The sequence below is a fragment of the Planococcus halocryophilus genome, assembly GCF_001687585.2.
GTDB classification, from domain to species: Bacteria; Bacillota; Bacilli; order Bacillales_A; family Planococcaceae; genus Planococcus; species Planococcus halocryophilus.
This window is the reverse complement of the sequence record NZ_CP016537.2, coordinates 778,571-795,680: the sequence shown is the minus strand read 5'-3', so window position 1 is coordinate 795,680 and position 17,110 is coordinate 778,571. Positions and strand designations below refer to the sequence as shown.

Sequence of the window (17,110 nt, the reverse complement as noted above, 5' to 3'; positions counted from 1 at the left end):
CAATGGCGAGTTTTGATTTTTATTGGCGCTTATTTATTCTTCAATACGTCTTCTAAAACATCCGGGTAATTGGTGAACATTCCTGTTACGCCCCAATCAATCAAGCGCTCCATGTCAGCACGGTCATTTACCGTGTAAGGATGAATTAACAGCCCATGACTGCGGACCTTTTCCACATAGGCACGATCGATTTTTGTATAACTCATCCCCACACCTACAGCATACTTTTTCATGTATTCAAGCTCTGTGTTTGAAATGACGGCTGGTACCGCATAAGAAATTAGTTGGACCAACGGGATTTCAGAATCTAGCCTGTGCATTTTCAGCAAACTTTCCTGACTGAAAGACTGAACCAGAACTTTTCCTGACTGTGCATTTTGACCCGTCAATTTGTATTTCTCCAATACTCTTACAAGTTCCTTCTCCATACCTGGATAAACATTCGGTGCTTTTGTCTCAATATAGTAGCGGGAACCTTTGCCAAAAGTTTCAATCACTTCTTCAAGCGTGAGCACCTGTAATCCTTCGTATTGCGGCTGAGCTTTTTCAGGATAGGCTTTATTAAACCAAGAACCTGCATCTAATTTTTTGATTTCAGCCAACGTCATGTCTCTGACAAAGCCAGAACCGTTAGTGGTTCGGTCAACTTTTTCATCATGCATCGCTATTAAAACACCATCTTTTGTCATCTGTAAATCAACTTCTATATAATCACCATGCATTTCTTCGCCCAATTCATAAGAAGCCAATGTATGTTCCGGCGCATAACCAGATGCTCCGCGGTGTGCAATATTCAAAAATCGATTAGGATTGAGTTCTGCTTCTTTTGACTGTCCCAACGCCACTGTTGAATTTATCGAAACAGCTGCACCGACTAGTAATAGTACCATTAAGCTAAATGAAAATTTCTTCAATTCCTTCATCTCCCTATTTTTAGTTGATCCGACAATAGAAAATGTTCAGCACTGCCGTCTGACGATTTTAAAATGCCTTCATCGTTTACTATAGCTATTAAAGCCGAGTAATTGGGCGAACTCACAGTAACTTAACAAGAATTTTACGACTAGTTTACAGTAGGGTGCACATGATCATAGCAGTTCTGATTGTTAGGCTGTTCAAGTGCTCACTGGTAATTGAGTAGTTTTTCGAAATTCCTTTTTATTCGCGATTCATTTATACTAGAGACACATCATTTTCTCTCGATTCTAAATTACTTGAAAATTAATAACCGATTATTACCAGGAGGAGAGAATGGAATGTCCCGCCAGTCCTATAAACAAGAAAAAAACCAGTTAACCTATACACAACAACATCTTGCTAATGAACGCACTTACTTAGCATGGATTCGAACCGTCATTTCAATCGTCGGCGTTGGTTTTCTCGCAACTAGCTTGCATTTTACCATGGGCGTCACGCGCAATTCATTTGTGGATACTTTCACTATCGCACTTGGTATTTTCGCCTGTATTTTCGGTCTCATTGTTATTTTTTCAGCAACTCAAAACTATAAAAAAAAGCGGCAGCAACTTATTAATGAAACATTCACACCATCAAATATGCACATCACCTTGATTTCCTCTATGCTGGCTATCATGATCATGATGGTCGTCGTTTACTTTTTCATGATTATGTAATTTTCTTGCATAGTCGATAGATTTGCAGTAAAGGAGCAACTACTATGGATCCGCTAGATATTCTTGAAAATTTGTCTGATGTAAAGCCTGCTTATCAACCCATCGTCAGTGCGGTCAAACATACCGTAATTGGTTATGAAGTTTTAGGGCGTTTCTATTTTGAAAACGAGTGGATCAGTTTAGGCGATTTTTTTCATGACACCGACGTCCCTGATGAATACAAAGTGGGGGTCGATCAGCATCTTTTAGAGCTCGCAATTTGTCAAATGCTCGATTCTGGTAATGATAGACTGTTATTTATCAATCGAAATGCTAAACAATTATTGATCAATAGCGGGGAAGATTTTTTAGAAACCCTTCAAGTATACGAAAAAAAGGGGTTCTCTATGAACCGCATTGTATTGGAAATCACCGAACATGATTTTGATGAAGATTTTGATACGCTTCATCATTTGTTAATGTATTACAAAACCTACGGCATTCAAATTGCGGTAGATCATGTCGGAGCAAAAAGCTCTAACATTGACCGGATTCGTCAACTTCGTCCTCATATTTTAAAAGTGGATACAAGCCTCGTTCGAAACGCCAATCCCGAGGCATTCCAAGATGTTGTCCAAACGCTAACCGTATTAGCACGGCGTATTGGCGCAAAACTTTCTTATGAAAATATTGAAGATAGCTACCAATTGTATTTCGCTTGGAAAAATGGGGGCCATTATTACCAAGGCTTTTATTTAGCAAAACCTACTTTTGAACTTCCAGTCGAGAGCTTTGACCCGCTTGCTGTTGGTCAAAAAATTACCACTTTTGTTCAACGAGAGAAATCAATGATTCAACAGCGGTATGCATTTACAGTCAGCCTAGAAGAAAAAGTGAAAAAACTTCTTTCAAAATGGCATGGCCCTGAGACTGCAGATCGATTTATTGAAACAATAGCTGAACCATTCAATAAAGAAAGTTTCCGATTGTATATATGCAATAGTGATGGTCAGCAAGTGTCTTCTAACTTTCAAAAGCGACAAGATCATTGGGTTTTTGAATCAGATCACATTGGCTCCCATTGGGCATTCCGTCCTTTTTTTTTAGAAAACACTATGCAAATGAAAACCTTGCATAAAGGGATTTTATCAGACGTATATTCTGATATCGAAACGACTAAAATGATTCGGACATTTAGTTTCCCTTTATCTGACGACTGCTATTTATTTATCGACATTAGCAATGATTTTATTTTAGAAGAAGATTATTTACTGTTCCAATAATAGATTCATATAGCTACAAAAAAGCTCTTCAGTTTAAGAAACTGAAGAGCTTTTTAACATTGGATTTTTCATAAAGTTATCGTCTTTCCGGAAATTCCCCATAACTTCCATCGTCTCACTAATGCTAACAAATGCATTCGGATCAATATTTTTGATGAGCGGACGGACAAATGCCAGTTCATGACGCCCAATTACACTGTATAGAACTTTTACTTTAGCCGCTGAATAAGCACCTTCGCCATCTACTACTGTAATGCCTCGATATAAATTATCGAGCAACTCTTTTTTAACCTCATCGCCTTTAGCCGTTACAACCATCAAACTGAGCTTAATGTGACGTGTGTGGACACGGTCAATAACAAGTCCAGAAATGTAAATCGAAGCCATTGTATACATGGCTAGTTCCCATGAGAACACAAAGCCCGAGACGAAAACAACTGCACTATTGAGAACAAATACAAGCGCACCTAGTGGGATATCGCGCTTCATTGACAATAACAAACCAATAACGTCAAATCCACCTGTTGAACTATAATAGCGAATAATAACACCCATTGAAGCTCCGGCAATAACGCCACCAAATACAGTAGAAAGTAGAGCATCTTCTGTTATTTGTACAACAGGAATATACAACATGGAGATTGACGTAACAACCACTGAAAACAAGCTATTGGCTATAAAATTTTTACCAAGTTTCATCCACCCAACAACGAGAATCGGGATATTCAAAACAATCATCCAAACCCCTGCATTTAAAGGTGTTACCAAACCGAGCATCATCGCAATACCTGTTACCCCGCCTGCCAGTATTTCATGTGGCAGTAAAAACATATTAAACGCAACACCGAGAACGATTGAGGAAATAAAAATAATTAATAATCTCATCCATTTATTCATAACCAAACTCCAATCCTGAGGCAAGCCTCAGCCAAACTATTTTGTTCATGCCACAAAAAAAGGGCGTGCATTTGCACGTCACCTTAAGACTATTTATCAGAATGTAATTTCTTTTCAATAAAAACTACGAAAAAGCGAATAAATTGTTCTTTTTATAGTGAATCAATGTTCTATATTATAGTGGCTTTCAACCTAAGAATGCAAGTCTTTCTTCTTTTGTTCATAGACTGTTTAAATTTCAACTTTAAAGGTTCTCCTCATTGTCCATCTTTGTATTTGACGAGCACTTTTAAGTTGTTTCACTTTCAACTGAGATTTGCCAGTCGATTCCAAATTTATCAGTCAAGCTTCCGTATAATGGCGTCCAGAAAGTTTCCTGCAACTCCATTAAGATATTACCACCTTCAGCCAACTTATTAAAAATAGTTCGCCCTTCTTCAATACTGTCTAAAAACAAGGTTACGGATATATTGTTTCCTTGTTTAAATGTTGACATTCCAAGACCTGGTACTACATCTGAAATCATCAACATATCTCCATTTTTCAAATCGATTTGAGCATTCATCACCAAATCTTTTGCTTCATCTGGCATGCCATCCATATCTCCTTCATTTGCATCACCGAACGTCATTAGGCTTATTAGCTCTCCACCTAACACTTCCGTATAAAAATGGGCGGCTTCTCTGCCATTGCCATCAAAGTTTAAGTAAGGAAATAATTTTTTAATCATGATCATTCTCCTTTTAAAATGGATTTTTAAACGCACTGTTTAAACCTTACAAGTGATTATTGCCAATCAGCTTTATCGTTGTCATTTCTTCAATAGCTAGATTGATTTCTTCTTTACGTGTCGTTCCTTTGCTGTTTTTTGTAAATATACCTGCATGTAAAACAGATTCCGGCACATTCATGTAGGACATCACGTCTTGTTTTGTATGAAAAGGCATAACACTAATAATTGGGGCAAATGTAATTCCACGAGCTACTGTGCTATCTGCTGTTACACCACTAATTATGGTTGGTTCCATCATTGTATGATGACGACTGCCACCTACTAATACAATCGCTCCTTTTTCAATCATATTCCTAATCCATGTTTCTGCTTTTTCTGCAGCTGTTAATGTAATCATGGGCCCAATATCTATTGCGTCATCTAGTGGATTTCCTATTTTAAGTGTTTGTACTTTTTTAATGAGCTCTTCTAGAAACTTTTCATATATTCCTTTTTGCACGAAAACATGCTGCGCACACATAATTGACCGATCCGTGTGTAGTAAACCTGCATTTACAATGGTGTTAATCGCAAAATCCAAATCAGCTTCATCAAAGATAATTGTTGGGTTCTTCGTTTTGAAATCCAACAGAATCTTTTTCTTTTTGATGATGTCTTTTTCTTTCCAACTCTCAACACTGCTTTTAGTACATATCACAATTTTAACTTTTGGGTGATTCATTAAATTCCCTACTAAACTTTGATTGGGTCCTGCGATAATATTAATAACCCCTTTTGGCATACCTGCTTTTTCAAACAATCGATAAAGCAGTCCGGTCGAATAGACGGTCGTCTCGGTGGGATTCAAGACGATGGTGTTTCCTGCCGCAATTGCGGGAGCCATTTTATATAACAGCAATGTTAATGGATAGTTAACGGGCAGACTTATAGCTATTACGCCAAGCGACACCCGTTTGACCATACCTAGATGACTTTCTCCAGTCACTTGGTTTAATGTAACTCGTTCTTCGTAGATTGATTTTATAGCTTGTGATACAAAACGTAGCACTTGAGCAGCATGAGCTACATCGAGGCGACTAGCCTTAATAGGCTTGCCTCCTTCTAAAGTTAATAGATGCGCAAATTGTTCCTTTTCACTTTCAAGCAAGTCCGCTGTTTTCCTCAAAATTTCAGCCCGTCTATTTATAGGCATCTTCTTCATTGTTTTCGTATAGACGCGATGTGCGCTAGTAACCGCATTCTCCGCATCTTGTAGTGTCGCGTATAAAATCTTTCCAAGTACTTCAGCATTGTATGGATTGTGGATTGCGATTTCAGTACGCTCGCCTTTATCTAATTCTTTGCCATCGATTATCGAGCCGAAATGATAGTTTCTAAGTTTAGTCATTTCGATCTCTCCCCTTTTTTACTCGGAAAACTTCTTTGTTGTTACAAATCACTGACGCTATAAAAACTATTACTTAATATAGTATTCCTTTACGAAGTATTGTCAATATTCTAAAAACAGCAGGAATGATTTGTTTCCTTTGAAATTTGCATATCAAAAAGAGCCTTCCCACAATATTTCAATGGAAAAGCTCCTTAGGTTTGGTCTTACTAAATTCAACTATTTTATTATAGGAGCGATTTTATCGTCCGTCATGAAGAAACCATGACAGTTTAATAAGGATTCTTTAAGTGATTTCGATAGTCGAGAAGCATCATAAGCACATACAGAAATCGCATTCATTTCTGGAACTAGCTGTTCAATAGCAACCTCATACTCCTGAATATTTTTGAAGATTTCTACATCATCTCGCCACTCTATATGCCCCCAGGTTCGGAAGCTCAGCTCGTTCACTAGAAATGGATTAATCAAAGTAGAGAAATAATCCAAAATAGTCGGTGGATGAAAATTTCCATTGCGCCAATAAAACGTGAAATTATTTATATAATGAACGTTCTTTAACTGTTCTTCAGAAAAAAGAGTTTCTAGACGCTCCAATATTTTGGGATAGAGACGTTCATTTTCAACGAATAGAACTTGATCTCCATGCTCTATACCATCTTTAATATAAGAAATCGCATTATCAATATAGCAATCAGTATCTTCTACATAATAAAATACATGGTCACCCTTAGATAGTTTATCTTGAATACCCATAATATTTTTTTCCAATTGGCTTATCTCCTTTAATCAGCAAGTTGTTGAATGATCTACATGTCTTTTTCACTTTATCTACTATACACATGTATGAGGCTAAAAGATAATGGGACCCCTTACTTGGTTTAGAGCGACCACACTTAACATGCTGACTTTAGACTTTTTTGTATATAATAATAAGTAGCTATTTCAAGATATGCAAGGGGTGATTTTATGGAGAAATCGATTCGACAATTACAATTGCAGGACCTTCATCATTTAGAAAAAATGAACACTGGGATAGAAGATGACTATATCCTCCGCGTTTATGACAGAATATCAAAGGGTTCTAGCCGTATGTACGGACTGTTTTTTGATGAACAACTTGTAAGCATCGGTGGTTATACCATTTTCGCGAAACAGTATGTCATGCTCGGCAGAATGCGCAGTGATTTGCGGTATCGTGGAAATAACCTTTCCACACAATTGATGAACTTCATCATAGAGCAAACCTTAACACTTCCAAATATCCAATGGATTGGTGCAAACACACAGCACAATAATGTATCAGCTCGGCGTGTTATGGATAAACTTGGACTCACAGAACTATCTACACTATATAGCGCGATTTCATCCGACATTGCTCATCTCGAAACTGGCGGAAGGGCTTGGGAAAAAGTGACCGATCTCTCAAAAAAGAAAGCTTGGATTGAGCAACTTTATATCCAAACGGGCGCTATTTTCCCTTATGAATGCTATTATGCATTTCCAGCTTCTGAAAAACTATTTACCGAGGAAAATTTTGCACAATGGTCTTTTTTTGAAAATCCACAACAAGACCGAGTGTTGATCACTAAACAAGATTATAAGCGAGAGTATTACTTACATGTGATTTATTCATGGGATGACCTTTTAAGCCAGCCTGGATTATGGGAAACGATTTCAATGGCTCAACTGGAGTTAAGTATAAAAGTAAAAACGAATCCATCTATTTGGATAGACTTAAGCGCCGTGCAAGTGCAGTCGTTACCAAATAATCATCCTTTTGAGTTGCCTTCACCTTGGCTATTATATGGAACTGAACAAGCTCTGACATAATACATTTCATAAAAAAAGCGAGCTGCCTCTTTTGAATTGCAAAAGAGACAGCTCGCTTTTTTGTACTAATCAAATGACGAAAAATTAAACGCTTTCAGTTAATTCGTTTTCATTATTCATTCTTTGTTCTTTTACTTTCAGTTCTGCTACTTCATCTTTTGTTAAAAATTGAACTTTATAACCAATTAGCCCCATTATAATACCAATCACCGGAACCGTGTAATTTAATACCGCATACGGAGCATAAGCAAATGGATGAACAGCTAAAGTCGCCAAGATAAACACACCACATGTATTCCATGGGACAAACGGAGATGTTAACGTTCCTCCATCTTCAAGCGCACGCGAAAGGTTCTTCGAATGTAGCCCTTTATCTTGATAAGCTCTTGCATACATTCTCCCTGGAATCAGGATCGAAATGTATTGTTCGGAAGCGGTTGCATTTGTGAAAAAAGCAGAGACAATTGTCGCAGCGATTAAACTACCTGCAGATTTTGCTACTTTCAAAATCTGGTTAACAATCGCTCTCAACATACCTGTGTGTTCTAATATCCCTCCAAGTACCATTGCGAAAATAGTTAAGGAAACAGTGAACATCATCGAAGCAATGCCTCCACGATTAAACAAATCGTCAACCATTTCATTGCCAGAAGCAATAGCAAAGCCATCGTGCAGCGTGTTAACCGCAGTTCCCACGTCGCCTCCTTGAACAACTATTTGGCACATAAATCCAAGAAAAACACCAATTAATAAAGCAGGTAATGCTGGCACTTTAAATGCCACTAATACGATAATGATTGCGGGTACTAACAGTAACCAAGGAGAAATTAAAAAGTTGCTCTCCAATGATGATAGTATTCCTTGGATATTCTCTTGATCAATCGCCGCCCCGGCAAATTGACGACCAAGGAAAAAGTAAACAACCAATGCTATGATCAAACCTGGAACGGTCGTATAGAGCATATGTTTAATATGTTCAAATAAGTTTGTACTTGTAATACCTGCAGCTAAATTTGTCGTATCTGACAAAGGTGACATTTTATCGCCAAAATATGACCCAGAGATAACCGCTCCTGCTACCATCGCAGCTGGAATACCCATACTAATGCCAATACCCATTCCTGCAACACCGATTGTTCCCATCGTAGACCATGAACTACCGATTGCAAGTGCAACAATTCCACAAATAATACAGATCGTCATTAAAAATAGAGAAGGTGTAATAATCTGTAGCCCGTAATAAATCATTGTGGCAATGATACCGCCGCCAATCCATGAAGCAATAATCATCCCAACTACGATAATAATGATAATCGCAGGAAGCGCAAGCCGAATTCCTTTATAAGCTCCTTCTTCGATTGTTTCCCATTTATAACCCATACGCCAAGCAATAAATCCGGCAACGATTGCTCCTATTGCTAAAGGTACGTGTGGACTTCCTTCGAACACAATAATGGTGAGTGCCATAACGGAAATCATGACGACTAATGGAAGTAGTGCTAATCCAAATGGTATTTCGATATCTTGTTGTTTGACTTTCATCCTATGTATCACCTAGCCCTCTGCTGTAATACTTTCATATTACAGCAAAATTGCAAATTATCTATATATATTTTAATACACTGTCTCTTTTTTACTATAACTTATTTATTCTTACCAAAAACAACCGCTCTGTGGGTTAAGGAGTGGTCGTTTCACTTTTTTTGTATTTTTATTTAATCTTTTTTGGTCAGTGCATAATAAATTTCGGCTTCAAAAAACTGTCGACGATGATCAGCAGATCTCCGTTTAGAAACTTTGCCATTTTCTAAAATCCGACTGCACATATAGAATGGGGCTTTATCATTTTCCACAACTTGCCATTTACCATAAAGTGATTGCTGTTTTCCAAAATCTACTGTGAAGTTTTGACCAACAGATAAGACTGGATATTTGCATCCTTTATTTTCTAGCGCATTTTCACTTGAGGTTTTTTTAGATAACTCCATAACTAACACTCCCTTTTAGATCATTCTTCGAATCTTACTGCTGCTTTTTCTTTCTATTAGTAAGTACCCGCTGTCCTCCTGTGTTTAAACGGTATACCTTGCGCGCTCCCTCGCTTAATAATGTTTCTACTCTTCTATCGAGTGGTAATTAAAAAGTACAACTCTGTTTTATCCAGTCTTAAATTATTAATAAAGCAGAAAATTTTATTTGGAGGTGGCTAATGAAGTTTCTGGAGTATTGGATTTACCTAATCCTATCCATTTCAAAAATATTTTTATTCAGCATGTATGCTGTTACTCATTTTTCATTTAGTTTCTTTGTTCTCAATCTCGCTTCTATTGTGGTCTTATCTAGCTGGACTTTATTATTAAATAGAAAAAAGCGTAATTTGATTTTACTTGTGTTGCTATTTTTGCATAGTACCTTATTAGTCTCAGACTTATGGTATTACCGTTATTTCAATGATTTATTATCTATCGTACTCCTTTCCGATATTACGCAAATGAGTGATGTCGGCGGTGGATTTCTAACATTAATCGAAGCGAAAGACTTTCTCTTTTTTGTCGATTTGCTGTTCTTCTCGTTATTCCTTTTTGCTACTCGCCATAAAGAAGAAACCGTGACACAAAAAAGGAAACAAGTTTTTGCAGGTGCTGGCTTTGTATTAGGACTTGCATTTGTAGTGATTCCGTTAGTCATGAGTTATAGCAATGAAGAAGAGTGGCTTGTCGGTGAGCCAATTTCAAATATGCGTGAATATTATCAGCTTGGATTTTGGGGTTATCACGGATTAGATTTTGCTCAAGGCATTGGTTCTTTTTTCTCCAAAGAGAGTAGTTTAACCAAAGAAGATGAACAACGAATTCGTAAAGTTGTACCCGATACACCATCAACTGTATCTGACTCAGAAAAACCGAATATCATTGTGGTGCAATTAGAATCGTTTCAAACCTCTGTAATTGATCACCAAGTTAACGGACAAGAACTGACACCTCATTTAAATGCCTTGAAAAAAGAAGCGTTATTTTTCCCTTCATTTTATCACCAAACACATGAAGGTCGTACTTCTGACGCAGAATTCATTACGCTGACTTCGCTTTATTCATTAAAGTCAGGATCTGTTTATACGCGCTACGCAGCAGAAAATGAATTTGACGCTTTACCAGAGCTATTGAGAAACGCAGGCTACGATACAGCCGCTATGCATGCATTCAAAAAAGATTTTTGGAACCGGGACGAAGTTTACAAAAATATTGGCTTTAATCAGTTTTTTAGTCGTCCGGATTTTCCTGACGAACAGGATATTGGTATGGCTGTAAACGATGAAGATTTCTTAACTACTTCTGTAGAGCTTGCGGAACAATTAAAAGAGCCTTACTTTGCATTTATGGTAGCCTTATCAAGCCATACACCATATACCATTCCTGATAATTTCGAAGAATTGGATTTGACCGGCTATGAAGACCCATTATTAAAAGGCTATTACGAAACCGTTCATTATGTGGATGGCGCAGTCGGCACTATAATCGAACAATTAAAACAAAAAGGGATGTGGGATGATTCTTTAATCGTTTTTTATGGCGACCACGATAGCGGCCTCACTCAAGAAGAAAGTGAAATGGCACAAGAACTTGATGCTAAAACTAAAATGGAATTATTTGAACTCGACCGCCAAGTACCCCTCTTTATCAAACCACCTAATTCAACAGAAGCTGGAACAGTCGACAGCGTAGGTGGACAAATTGATATTGCACCGACGATTCTAGATATAGTTGGGATTACCCCTTCCCACATGCTAGGAGAGTCTTTACTAGATGAAACCAGCAATTTGACTGTATTTCGGGACGGTGCATTTCGATATGAAGACTTGTATTTCGAACCTGATTTAACTTCACCAGCTGGCAACGGTAGCTGTTATGAAATCGATTCGGGTCAGAAAGTGGCAATTAAAGAATGTAGCGAATTTATTGAGACCGCTACTGAACAACTTTATGTGTCGGATTTGATCATTCGAAAGAATGCATGGCAACAAATTAAAACGAGTGAGTAGATGTGGAAATAGACAAACCCCTCTTCAAGTGAAGAGGGGCTTGTCGAGGTTATCTAATGTCTTTTATCGCATGTTCACTATATGATGGGGGTACAAAGATTTGCTAAGCTCGTTCACAGTAAAGGATGATTGTGATGAAAGCGTGGATAAAAATCATGTTACTGCTGGCTTTATTATTCGTAGTGGGTGGATGCACTTCAACTGAAGAAAATGCTAAAAACTTGGCACCCTCTTTTGAATTAGTGGATTTAGAAGGCAATCAGCAAAACCTTGCTGATTATGCAGGGCAAAAAGTGTATGTGAAGTTTTGGGCTTCTTGGTGTTCGATTTGCTTAAGTGGCATGGAGGAATTGAATACGTTAGCCGGTGAAGAAAATGATTTCGCTGTGTTGACGATCGTATCTCCTAGCTCGAATGCAGAAAAAAGCAGCGCGTCGTTTGCAAAATGGTTTGAAGGGTTTCCAAATGCAGAAAATATTACGGTTTTGTTAGATGAAGGTGGTACTTTCTTTGAAGAATATGGCATAATTGGCTATCCCACATCCGTTTATATCGGTTCAGATGGCACATTAGTAAAAAGCCAGACGGGTCACTTTAGTAACGAAGAAATTAAAAGTACGTTTGAGACTGTTCAATAATTAGATAGTAAAAACCGCATGTTGCTTGCCTCTCAGCTTTCACACGCGGTTTTTTTTCGGGAAATTATACGACTTTATTTTGAGAAAAAAGGAATTTTTTTGCGAATTATTTTGTATAATGGTCCGAGTAGTTGACGAAGTGCACGAACAGGTGGCACTGGACTTTTGCTATGCCATTGAATCCATTCTAATGCAATTAGGTTTAGCATCAACCAAATGAGACCGGCAATATAGCCTGCTAACACATCACTTGGAAAATGCGCTCCCAAATAAATTCGACTTGTGCCAATCGTAATAATAAGTAAACTCAAAACAGCGGTCGCTGGCCACTGAATCCATGGTTGCTGACGCGTTCGAATAACTAGGTAAATCACAAAACCATAAAAAATCAACGACCCCATTGAGTGACCGCTAGGAAAACTATAACCGATTGCATCTATTTCCTCGTTGATACTTGGACGTTCTCGGAGGTACAAATGCTTCAATAATAAGGTTAAAAGAGATCCCCCACCTACGGCAATGATAAAAAACAGTACGCCCCATTTATCTTTCATTTTCACTCCTAATACGAGTAAAATGATAATGGACGATAAGGTTAAAAACCACACAGATCCCATTTCAGTAAAAACGAACATGATGGTATCCACTGTTGCACTCGAACTTGCTTGTACTATCTGGATCACAAAATTATCAAATAGTCCTACTTCTTTTTCCATCACTTCTTCAGCCAATTCGGCAAACAACACAATAAACAGAGAGGCAAGACCCAATCCGCCAAGTAACAGTAGAAAAGCCAGCCCTGCGAGTTTTTCATTTTTGTCCATCTTATCGCTCCCACTTCTCTTTGATAATCTATCTTTACCCTTTTAACACAGAAATATGTAAGGCATCTAAGTTTCTGATCACTGTTATTTGTTACCTAGCGCAAGGCATGGTATTTTTAGGTGAGTACGAAGTCGATTATTCAGGAGCTGATGGGTTGGAACAATTATCTGAAAAAATTGCTATTATTACAGGTGCCAATAGCGGTATTGGCTTAGAAGCTGCCAAAGTCCTTGCCAGCCTTGGTCTACATATCGTGATGGCTGTTCGCAATATAGAAAAAGGTCACAATGCCCGTAACGTGATTCTCGAAAGCGATTCAGAAGCACAGGTGTCCGTGATGGAACTAGATTTGGCGGATCTTGTAAGTGTTCGTGCATTTGCAAAGAATTTTCAAAGCCAGTTTGACTCTCTCAGTTTGTTGATCAACAATGCAGGCGTTTTAGGGCCGCCTTATTCGAAAACAGAGGATGGATTTGAACTCCAATTCGGCAGTAACCATCTTGGCCATTTTGCATTGACGGGACTGTTGTTGCCCTTGCTGAAAAAGACACCCCATTCTCGTGTCGTGTCACTTAGCAGTTTAGCCCATAAAGGCGCACGTATTGACTTTGATAACCTGGATGGCTCTAAAGGTTATAAAGCGATGAAGTTTTACGGCCAGAGCAAACTAGCGAATCTATTATTCGCGCAAGAGTTGGATAAGCGCTTTAAGGAGCATGGTTTCTCAACCTTGAGCGTTGCTTGTCATCCTGGTATTTCTGCGACCAATATTTTCAAAATAGGAAAGCGAGATGCACCTCAATTTTTGAAATCGTTTATGCACACGATTTTGCAACCACCGGCACTCGGTGCTTTGTCGACGGTTTATGCAGCGACAGATTTGCAACTCAAAGGCGGCGAATACATCGGGCCAGACGGCAAAGGGCGTAGGAAAGGCTATCCAGCACTTGATACCCCTGACGCATCTGCTCGCAATCCAGTGGTGTCTCAAAAACTTTGGGACGTTTCCGAAAAGTTGACCGGCGTAAAATTCGATTTTTCTCGATAGTTCTATAACTAAAAAGACACGATCACTTATTAAAATGATCGTGCCTTTTTGCTTTGAACTCCTGTTTCTAGCTAAGGACTATTCGGAATAGTGATGTTCAAGAAATTCTTTAATCACGGTTCGGTGACTGCCGACTAATCTGCCAGGCAACTCTTCTGGAGAAAAGAATTTAAAACTTAAAGATTCTTCTTGATCAACAACTAATTCACCATTGTAGTCATCTGAATAATAAGCGGTTGTGACGACGTAGTACTCATCGCCATTTTTAGCCACTACAAAATGATTAGGTCCTGAGTAAACATTAATTAACTTCAACTCTTCTACAAGAAGACCGGTTTCCTCTAAAACTTCTCGCTTTGCTGTATCTTCTGTAGATTCTCCCAGTTCCATCAATCCACCAGGAAGTCCCCATAAACCTTCTGGAAATTTCCGCTCTTCTAGTAATAGTCGTCCAGTTGGATCAACAAGGACGACAACGGTACCTACTAATATTAGTGGTCTGTGACCGACAACTTTTCGCAATTCTTCTACATAGCCCATAGTTATAACCCCTTTTTTATACGATCTTAAACATTTTCGGTGTAATCCGCATTTTTCTCTAAGTTTATTTTCTCTCTATTTTAACGCCAGTTCCAACTTACTGCCAAATTACCATTTCCAATATGCTCATAGACCCGATAAAATGAAAGACACCTATTCCTGTTCCTCGGAATAATGGAAATAAAGGAAGTGATCTTTTGCTTACAGGAAAAACAGCTATCATAACCGGTGGTAATAGCGGGCTTGGCTTTGAAACGACGAAAGCTCTTATCGCTATCGGAGCAAAAGTCATACTCGCTGTCCGCAATACCGAGAAAGGCAATCTCGCACGTGAAAAATTACTAAAACTTCATGCTTCAGCTCAAATCATCGTGATGCCACTGGACTTAGCAAACCTGGATAGTATCCGGTCGTTTGTAGAACAGTTCAAAAAGTCGTTTGATACACTCGACTTATTAATCAATAACGCCGGCATTATGTCACCGCCTTACGGAAAAACTACAGATGGTTTTGAATTGCAGTTTGGTAGCAATCATCTTGGACATTTTGCGCTAACTGCCTTGCTCCTCTCTTTGCTTGAAAAAACTCCCAACTCCCGAATTGTGACCGTTAGTAGTCGTGCCCATAGCCGTGGTTCTATCGACTTTGATAATCTCGATGGGGCGAAAGGATATCAAGCAAAAAAATTCTATAACCAAAGCAAATTAGCCAATCTGTATTTTGCATTAGAGCTAGATAAACGTTTGAAAGAACATGGTTTCCAAACGATTAGTATCGCTTGTCACCCGGGAGTTTCTGCTACAAATATTTTAAAGTTTGGCAATCGAGAAATTCCGCCTGTTCTTAAAAATCTCGCTAATTTATTTCTTCAACCGCCTCACATGGGTGCATTGGCCAGTATTTATGCAGCAACCGAACCGGGGTTAACAGGGGGCGAATACATTGGACCACTTGGTCAGTTTCAACGAAAAGGCTACCCTTCAATAGGAACTCCTCATAGCAAAGCGAGCAACCCTGAAATTTCTCGTAAACTTTGGACTGTATCCGAACAAGTAACTGGCACCTCTTTTCCCTTTAGTGTTGATAATTAATTAAAATCAAAACAGCGATTCTTGGAAATAACTCAAGAACCGCTGTTTTTTCGTTTTTATTCTTCTACTCGGAACCAACCTGGTGCATTGGTAACCATATTCCAAAGGTTTTCTGGAATATCTAACTGTTCTTTTTTGCTTAAATAAATAGCTTGGTATATTTCTTGATCTCGACTTTTTTGAACTTTTGATAGCCAGTCTGGGTCCATGATTAACGCGTGGCCAAGTGATACTAACGGCGTGACTTCTAACGCTTCTTTCACGTCACTTAAAGTCTGCAACCCACCTACTCCGATTACTGGCACGCGATTGCCAATATGTTGTTGAATCACTTCTACACGTGACCGGGTGTCTTCTTCACGGATAGATCCACCGAAAAATCGTCCTACTGAAACATGCACATAATCGATGCCTTGGTCCGCGATGGCAGTCAAAAATTTCAATGTATCGTCCATCGTGATGCCTGGCTCTTCCCGCTCTTCTGGGCTAATACGATAACCTACAACAAACGGTTTATCAGCGTGCTCTGCTACCGCTTCTTGAATCGACTCAATTACAGCGAGTGGCAATGCCATTCGCCCATTGACATCGCCCCCCCATTGATCCGTGCGAGTGTTGGAGTGTGGAGAGAAAAATTGCTGTATCAAATACGTATTAGCTCCGTGAATCTCTACTCCGTCAAAGCCTGCCTGGATAGCACGTCTAGTTGCTTCTCCAAACGCTTTAATCATTTCTTCGATTTCCTCATGGTTCATTTCACGCGGTGTTTCCGCATTAGGTCGCAATGCTGGAACAGCACTTGCTGAAACTGGCTGTTCTCCTTTTAATAGTTTTTCATTTGACATGCGGCCAGCATGATAAAGTTGAAGGATCGCTTTAGCCCCTCCATCTTGAATGGTAGTGGCCAATCGCCTTAAACTATCCATTCGTTCATCGCTGTCCGCACCAAAAGGTCCTGGAAAGCCGATACCAAGCGGCTCAACATGCGCACAAGCTGTAATAACTGCTCCAAGTCCGCTTTCAGCGCGTCGCTTATAGTACAGCAATTCTTCATCTGTAACGTCTCCATTTGCATCCGAAGATGAGGTCGTCATCGGTGCCATCAAAATACGATTTTTAACGGTCAATCCTGAAGTAAAAGTAAATGGTTCAAATATATATTGTGTTGTAATTGTCATATCGA

General features: G+C 38.8%; 17 protein-coding genes. 7 read left to right on the top strand and 10 right to left on the bottom strand.

The window, feature by feature from the left end; all coding sequences use genetic code 11:
• Positions 1-29: 29 nt before the first annotated feature.
• Positions 30-923 carry a glycerophosphodiester phosphodiesterase gene (locus BBI08_RS03960; protein ID WP_008496673.1) on the bottom strand — a complete coding sequence of 298 codons (894 nt, stop codon included), beginning with the start codon at positions 921-923 and terminating at the stop codon, positions 30-32.
• 333 nt (positions 924-1,256) lie between these two features.
• Here BBI08_RS03960 and BBI08_RS03955 point away from each other — a divergent pair, with 333 nt between their 5' ends.
• Entirely contained in the window at positions 1,257-1,634 is a 378-nt protein-coding gene (locus BBI08_RS03955) for a YidH family protein (protein WP_065528517.1), read from the top strand.
• A gap of 44 nt (positions 1,635-1,678) precedes the next feature.
• Positions 1,679-2,896, top strand: a complete 1,218-nt coding sequence (locus BBI08_RS03950) for an EAL domain-containing protein (protein WP_065528516.1) — start codon at positions 1,679-1,681, stop codon at positions 2,894-2,896.
• A 33-nt stretch (positions 2,897-2,929) separates the two neighbouring features.
• Here BBI08_RS03950 and BBI08_RS03945 read toward each other — a convergent pair whose 3' ends face one another.
• From BBI08_RS03945 to BBI08_RS03930, 4 genes are all read right to left on the bottom strand, one after another.
• Positions 2,930-3,793, bottom strand: coding sequence for a YitT family protein (locus tag BBI08_RS03945; protein ID WP_008496671.1), 864 nt, complete (start codon positions 3,791-3,793; stop codon positions 2,930-2,932).
• A gap of 289 nt (positions 3,794-4,082) precedes the next feature.
• Positions 4,083-4,523: a VOC family protein gene (locus BBI08_RS03940; protein ID WP_008496670.1), complete on the bottom strand. Its 441-nt coding sequence runs from the start codon at positions 4,521-4,523 to the stop codon at positions 4,083-4,085.
• A 46-nt stretch (positions 4,524-4,569) separates the two neighbouring features.
• Positions 4,570-5,913, bottom strand: coding sequence for an aldehyde dehydrogenase family protein (locus BBI08_RS03935; protein ID WP_008496669.1), 1,344 nt, complete (start codon positions 5,911-5,913; stop codon positions 4,570-4,572).
• Positions 5,914-6,132: 219 nt separating this feature from the next.
• A complete protein-coding gene (locus BBI08_RS03930) occupies positions 6,133-6,684 on the bottom strand; it encodes an MEDS domain-containing protein (RefSeq protein ID WP_008496668.1) in 552 nt (183 codons plus the stop codon).
• A gap of 198 nt (positions 6,685-6,882) precedes the next feature.
• Here BBI08_RS03930 and BBI08_RS03925 point away from each other — a divergent pair, with 198 nt between their 5' ends.
• Positions 6,883-7,746 carry a GNAT family N-acetyltransferase gene (locus BBI08_RS03925; protein ID WP_065528515.1) on the top strand — a complete coding sequence of 288 codons (864 nt, stop codon included), beginning with the start codon at positions 6,883-6,885 and terminating at the stop codon, positions 7,744-7,746.
• 84 nt (positions 7,747-7,830) lie between these two features.
• Here the strand turns inward: BBI08_RS03925 and nhaC are convergent, their stop codons facing one another.
• Positions 7,831-9,288 (bottom strand): Na+/H+ antiporter NhaC, encoded by a 1,458-nt coding sequence (gene nhaC, locus BBI08_RS03920; protein WP_008496664.1) that lies wholly within the window; start codon positions 9,286-9,288, stop codon positions 7,831-7,833.
• Positions 9,289-9,461: 173 nt separating this feature from the next.
• Positions 9,462-9,734 carry a hypothetical protein gene (locus BBI08_RS03915; protein WP_008496663.1) on the bottom strand — a complete coding sequence of 91 codons (273 nt, stop codon included), beginning with the start codon at positions 9,732-9,734 and terminating at the stop codon, positions 9,462-9,464.
• Positions 9,735-9,955: 221 nt separating this feature from the next.
• On the opposite strand from BBI08_RS03915, the gene BBI08_RS03910 reads away from it, so the two are divergent.
• Both BBI08_RS03910 and BBI08_RS03905 read left to right on the top strand, forming a co-directional pair.
• The gene (locus tag BBI08_RS03910; protein WP_065528514.1) at positions 9,956-11,785 is read left to right on the top strand and encodes an LTA synthase family protein; all 1,830 of its coding nucleotides are present in this window, start codon (positions 9,956-9,958) and stop codon (positions 11,783-11,785) included.
• Positions 11,786-11,919: 134 nt separating this feature from the next.
• Positions 11,920-12,423, top strand: a complete 504-nt coding sequence (locus tag BBI08_RS03905) for a TlpA family protein disulfide reductase (RefSeq protein ID WP_008496660.1) — start codon at positions 11,920-11,922, stop codon at positions 12,421-12,423.
• Positions 12,424-12,497: 74 nt separating this feature from the next.
• Here the strand turns inward: BBI08_RS03905 and BBI08_RS03900 are convergent, their stop codons facing one another.
• Positions 12,498-13,247, bottom strand: a complete 750-nt coding sequence (locus BBI08_RS03900; RefSeq protein ID WP_008496659.1) for a phosphatase PAP2 family protein — start codon at positions 13,245-13,247, stop codon at positions 12,498-12,500.
• Between the two features lie 107 nt (positions 13,248-13,354).
• On the opposite strand from BBI08_RS03900, the gene BBI08_RS03895 reads away from it, so the two are divergent.
• Complete coding sequence (locus tag BBI08_RS03895) at positions 13,355-14,296, top strand: oxidoreductase (RefSeq protein ID WP_008496658.1); 942 nt, start codon at positions 13,355-13,357, stop codon at positions 14,294-14,296.
• Positions 14,297-14,374: 78 nt separating this feature from the next.
• Here the strand turns inward: BBI08_RS03895 and BBI08_RS03890 are convergent, their stop codons facing one another.
• Positions 14,375-14,836, bottom strand: a complete 462-nt coding sequence (locus tag BBI08_RS03890) for an NUDIX hydrolase (protein WP_008496657.1) — start codon at positions 14,834-14,836, stop codon at positions 14,375-14,377.
• A 197-nt stretch (positions 14,837-15,033) separates the two neighbouring features.
• Between BBI08_RS03890 and BBI08_RS03885 the strand changes: the two genes are divergently transcribed.
• Positions 15,034-15,927, top strand: a complete 894-nt coding sequence (locus BBI08_RS03885) for an oxidoreductase (protein WP_008496656.1) — start codon at positions 15,034-15,036, stop codon at positions 15,925-15,927.
• A 56-nt stretch (positions 15,928-15,983) separates the two neighbouring features.
• Here the strand turns inward: BBI08_RS03885 and BBI08_RS03880 are convergent, their stop codons facing one another.
• On the bottom strand, positions 15,984-17,105 hold the full coding sequence (locus tag BBI08_RS03880; RefSeq protein WP_008496655.1) for an NADH-dependent flavin oxidoreductase: 1,122 nt from the start codon (positions 17,103-17,105) through the stop codon (positions 15,984-15,986).
• Positions 17,106-17,110 lie beyond the last annotated feature (5 nt).

Bases quoted from the DNA above. Each gene is read 5' to 3' on its own strand.
- BBI08_RS03960 (WP_008496673.1), bottom strand. From the start codon at position 923: ATGAAGGAATTGAAGAAATTTTCATTTAGCTTAATGGTACTATTACTA.
- BBI08_RS03955 (WP_065528517.1), top strand. From the start codon at position 1,257: ATGTCCCGCCAGTCCTATAAACAAGAAAAAAACCAGTTAACCTATACA.
- BBI08_RS03950 (WP_065528516.1), top strand. From the start codon at position 1,679: ATGGATCCGCTAGATATTCTTGAAAATTTGTCTGATGTAAAGCCTGCT.
- BBI08_RS03945 (WP_008496671.1), bottom strand. From the start codon at position 3,793: ATGAATAAATGGATGAGATTATTAATTATTTTTATTTCCTCAATCGTT.
- BBI08_RS03940 (WP_008496670.1), bottom strand. From the start codon at position 4,523: ATGATTAAAAAATTATTTCCTTACTTAAACTTTGATGGCAATGGCAGA.
- BBI08_RS03935 (WP_008496669.1), bottom strand. From the start codon at position 5,913: ATGACTAAACTTAGAAACTATCATTTCGGCTCGATAATCGATGGCAAA.
- BBI08_RS03925 (WP_065528515.1), top strand. From the start codon at position 6,883: ATGGAGAAATCGATTCGACAATTACAATTGCAGGACCTTCATCATTTA.
- nhaC (WP_008496664.1), bottom strand. From the start codon at position 9,288: ATGAAAGTCAAACAACAAGATATCGAAATACCATTTGGATTAGCACTA.
- BBI08_RS03915 (WP_008496663.1), bottom strand. From the start codon at position 9,734: ATGGAGTTATCTAAAAAAACCTCAAGTGAAAATGCGCTAGAAAATAAA.
- BBI08_RS03910 (WP_065528514.1), top strand. From the start codon at position 9,956: ATGAAGTTTCTGGAGTATTGGATTTACCTAATCCTATCCATTTCAAAA.
- BBI08_RS03905 (WP_008496660.1), top strand. From the start codon at position 11,920: ATGAAAGCGTGGATAAAAATCATGTTACTGCTGGCTTTATTATTCGTA.
- BBI08_RS03900 (WP_008496659.1), bottom strand. From the start codon at position 13,247: ATGGACAAAAATGAAAAACTCGCAGGGCTGGCTTTTCTACTGTTACTT.
- BBI08_RS03895 (WP_008496658.1), top strand. From the start codon at position 13,355: ATGGTATTTTTAGGTGAGTACGAAGTCGATTATTCAGGAGCTGATGGG.
- BBI08_RS03890 (WP_008496657.1), bottom strand. From the start codon at position 14,836: ATGGGCTATGTAGAAGAATTGCGAAAAGTTGTCGGTCACAGACCACTA.
- BBI08_RS03880 (WP_008496655.1), bottom strand. From the start codon at position 17,105: ATGACAATTACAACACAATATATATTTGAACCATTTACTTTTACTTCA.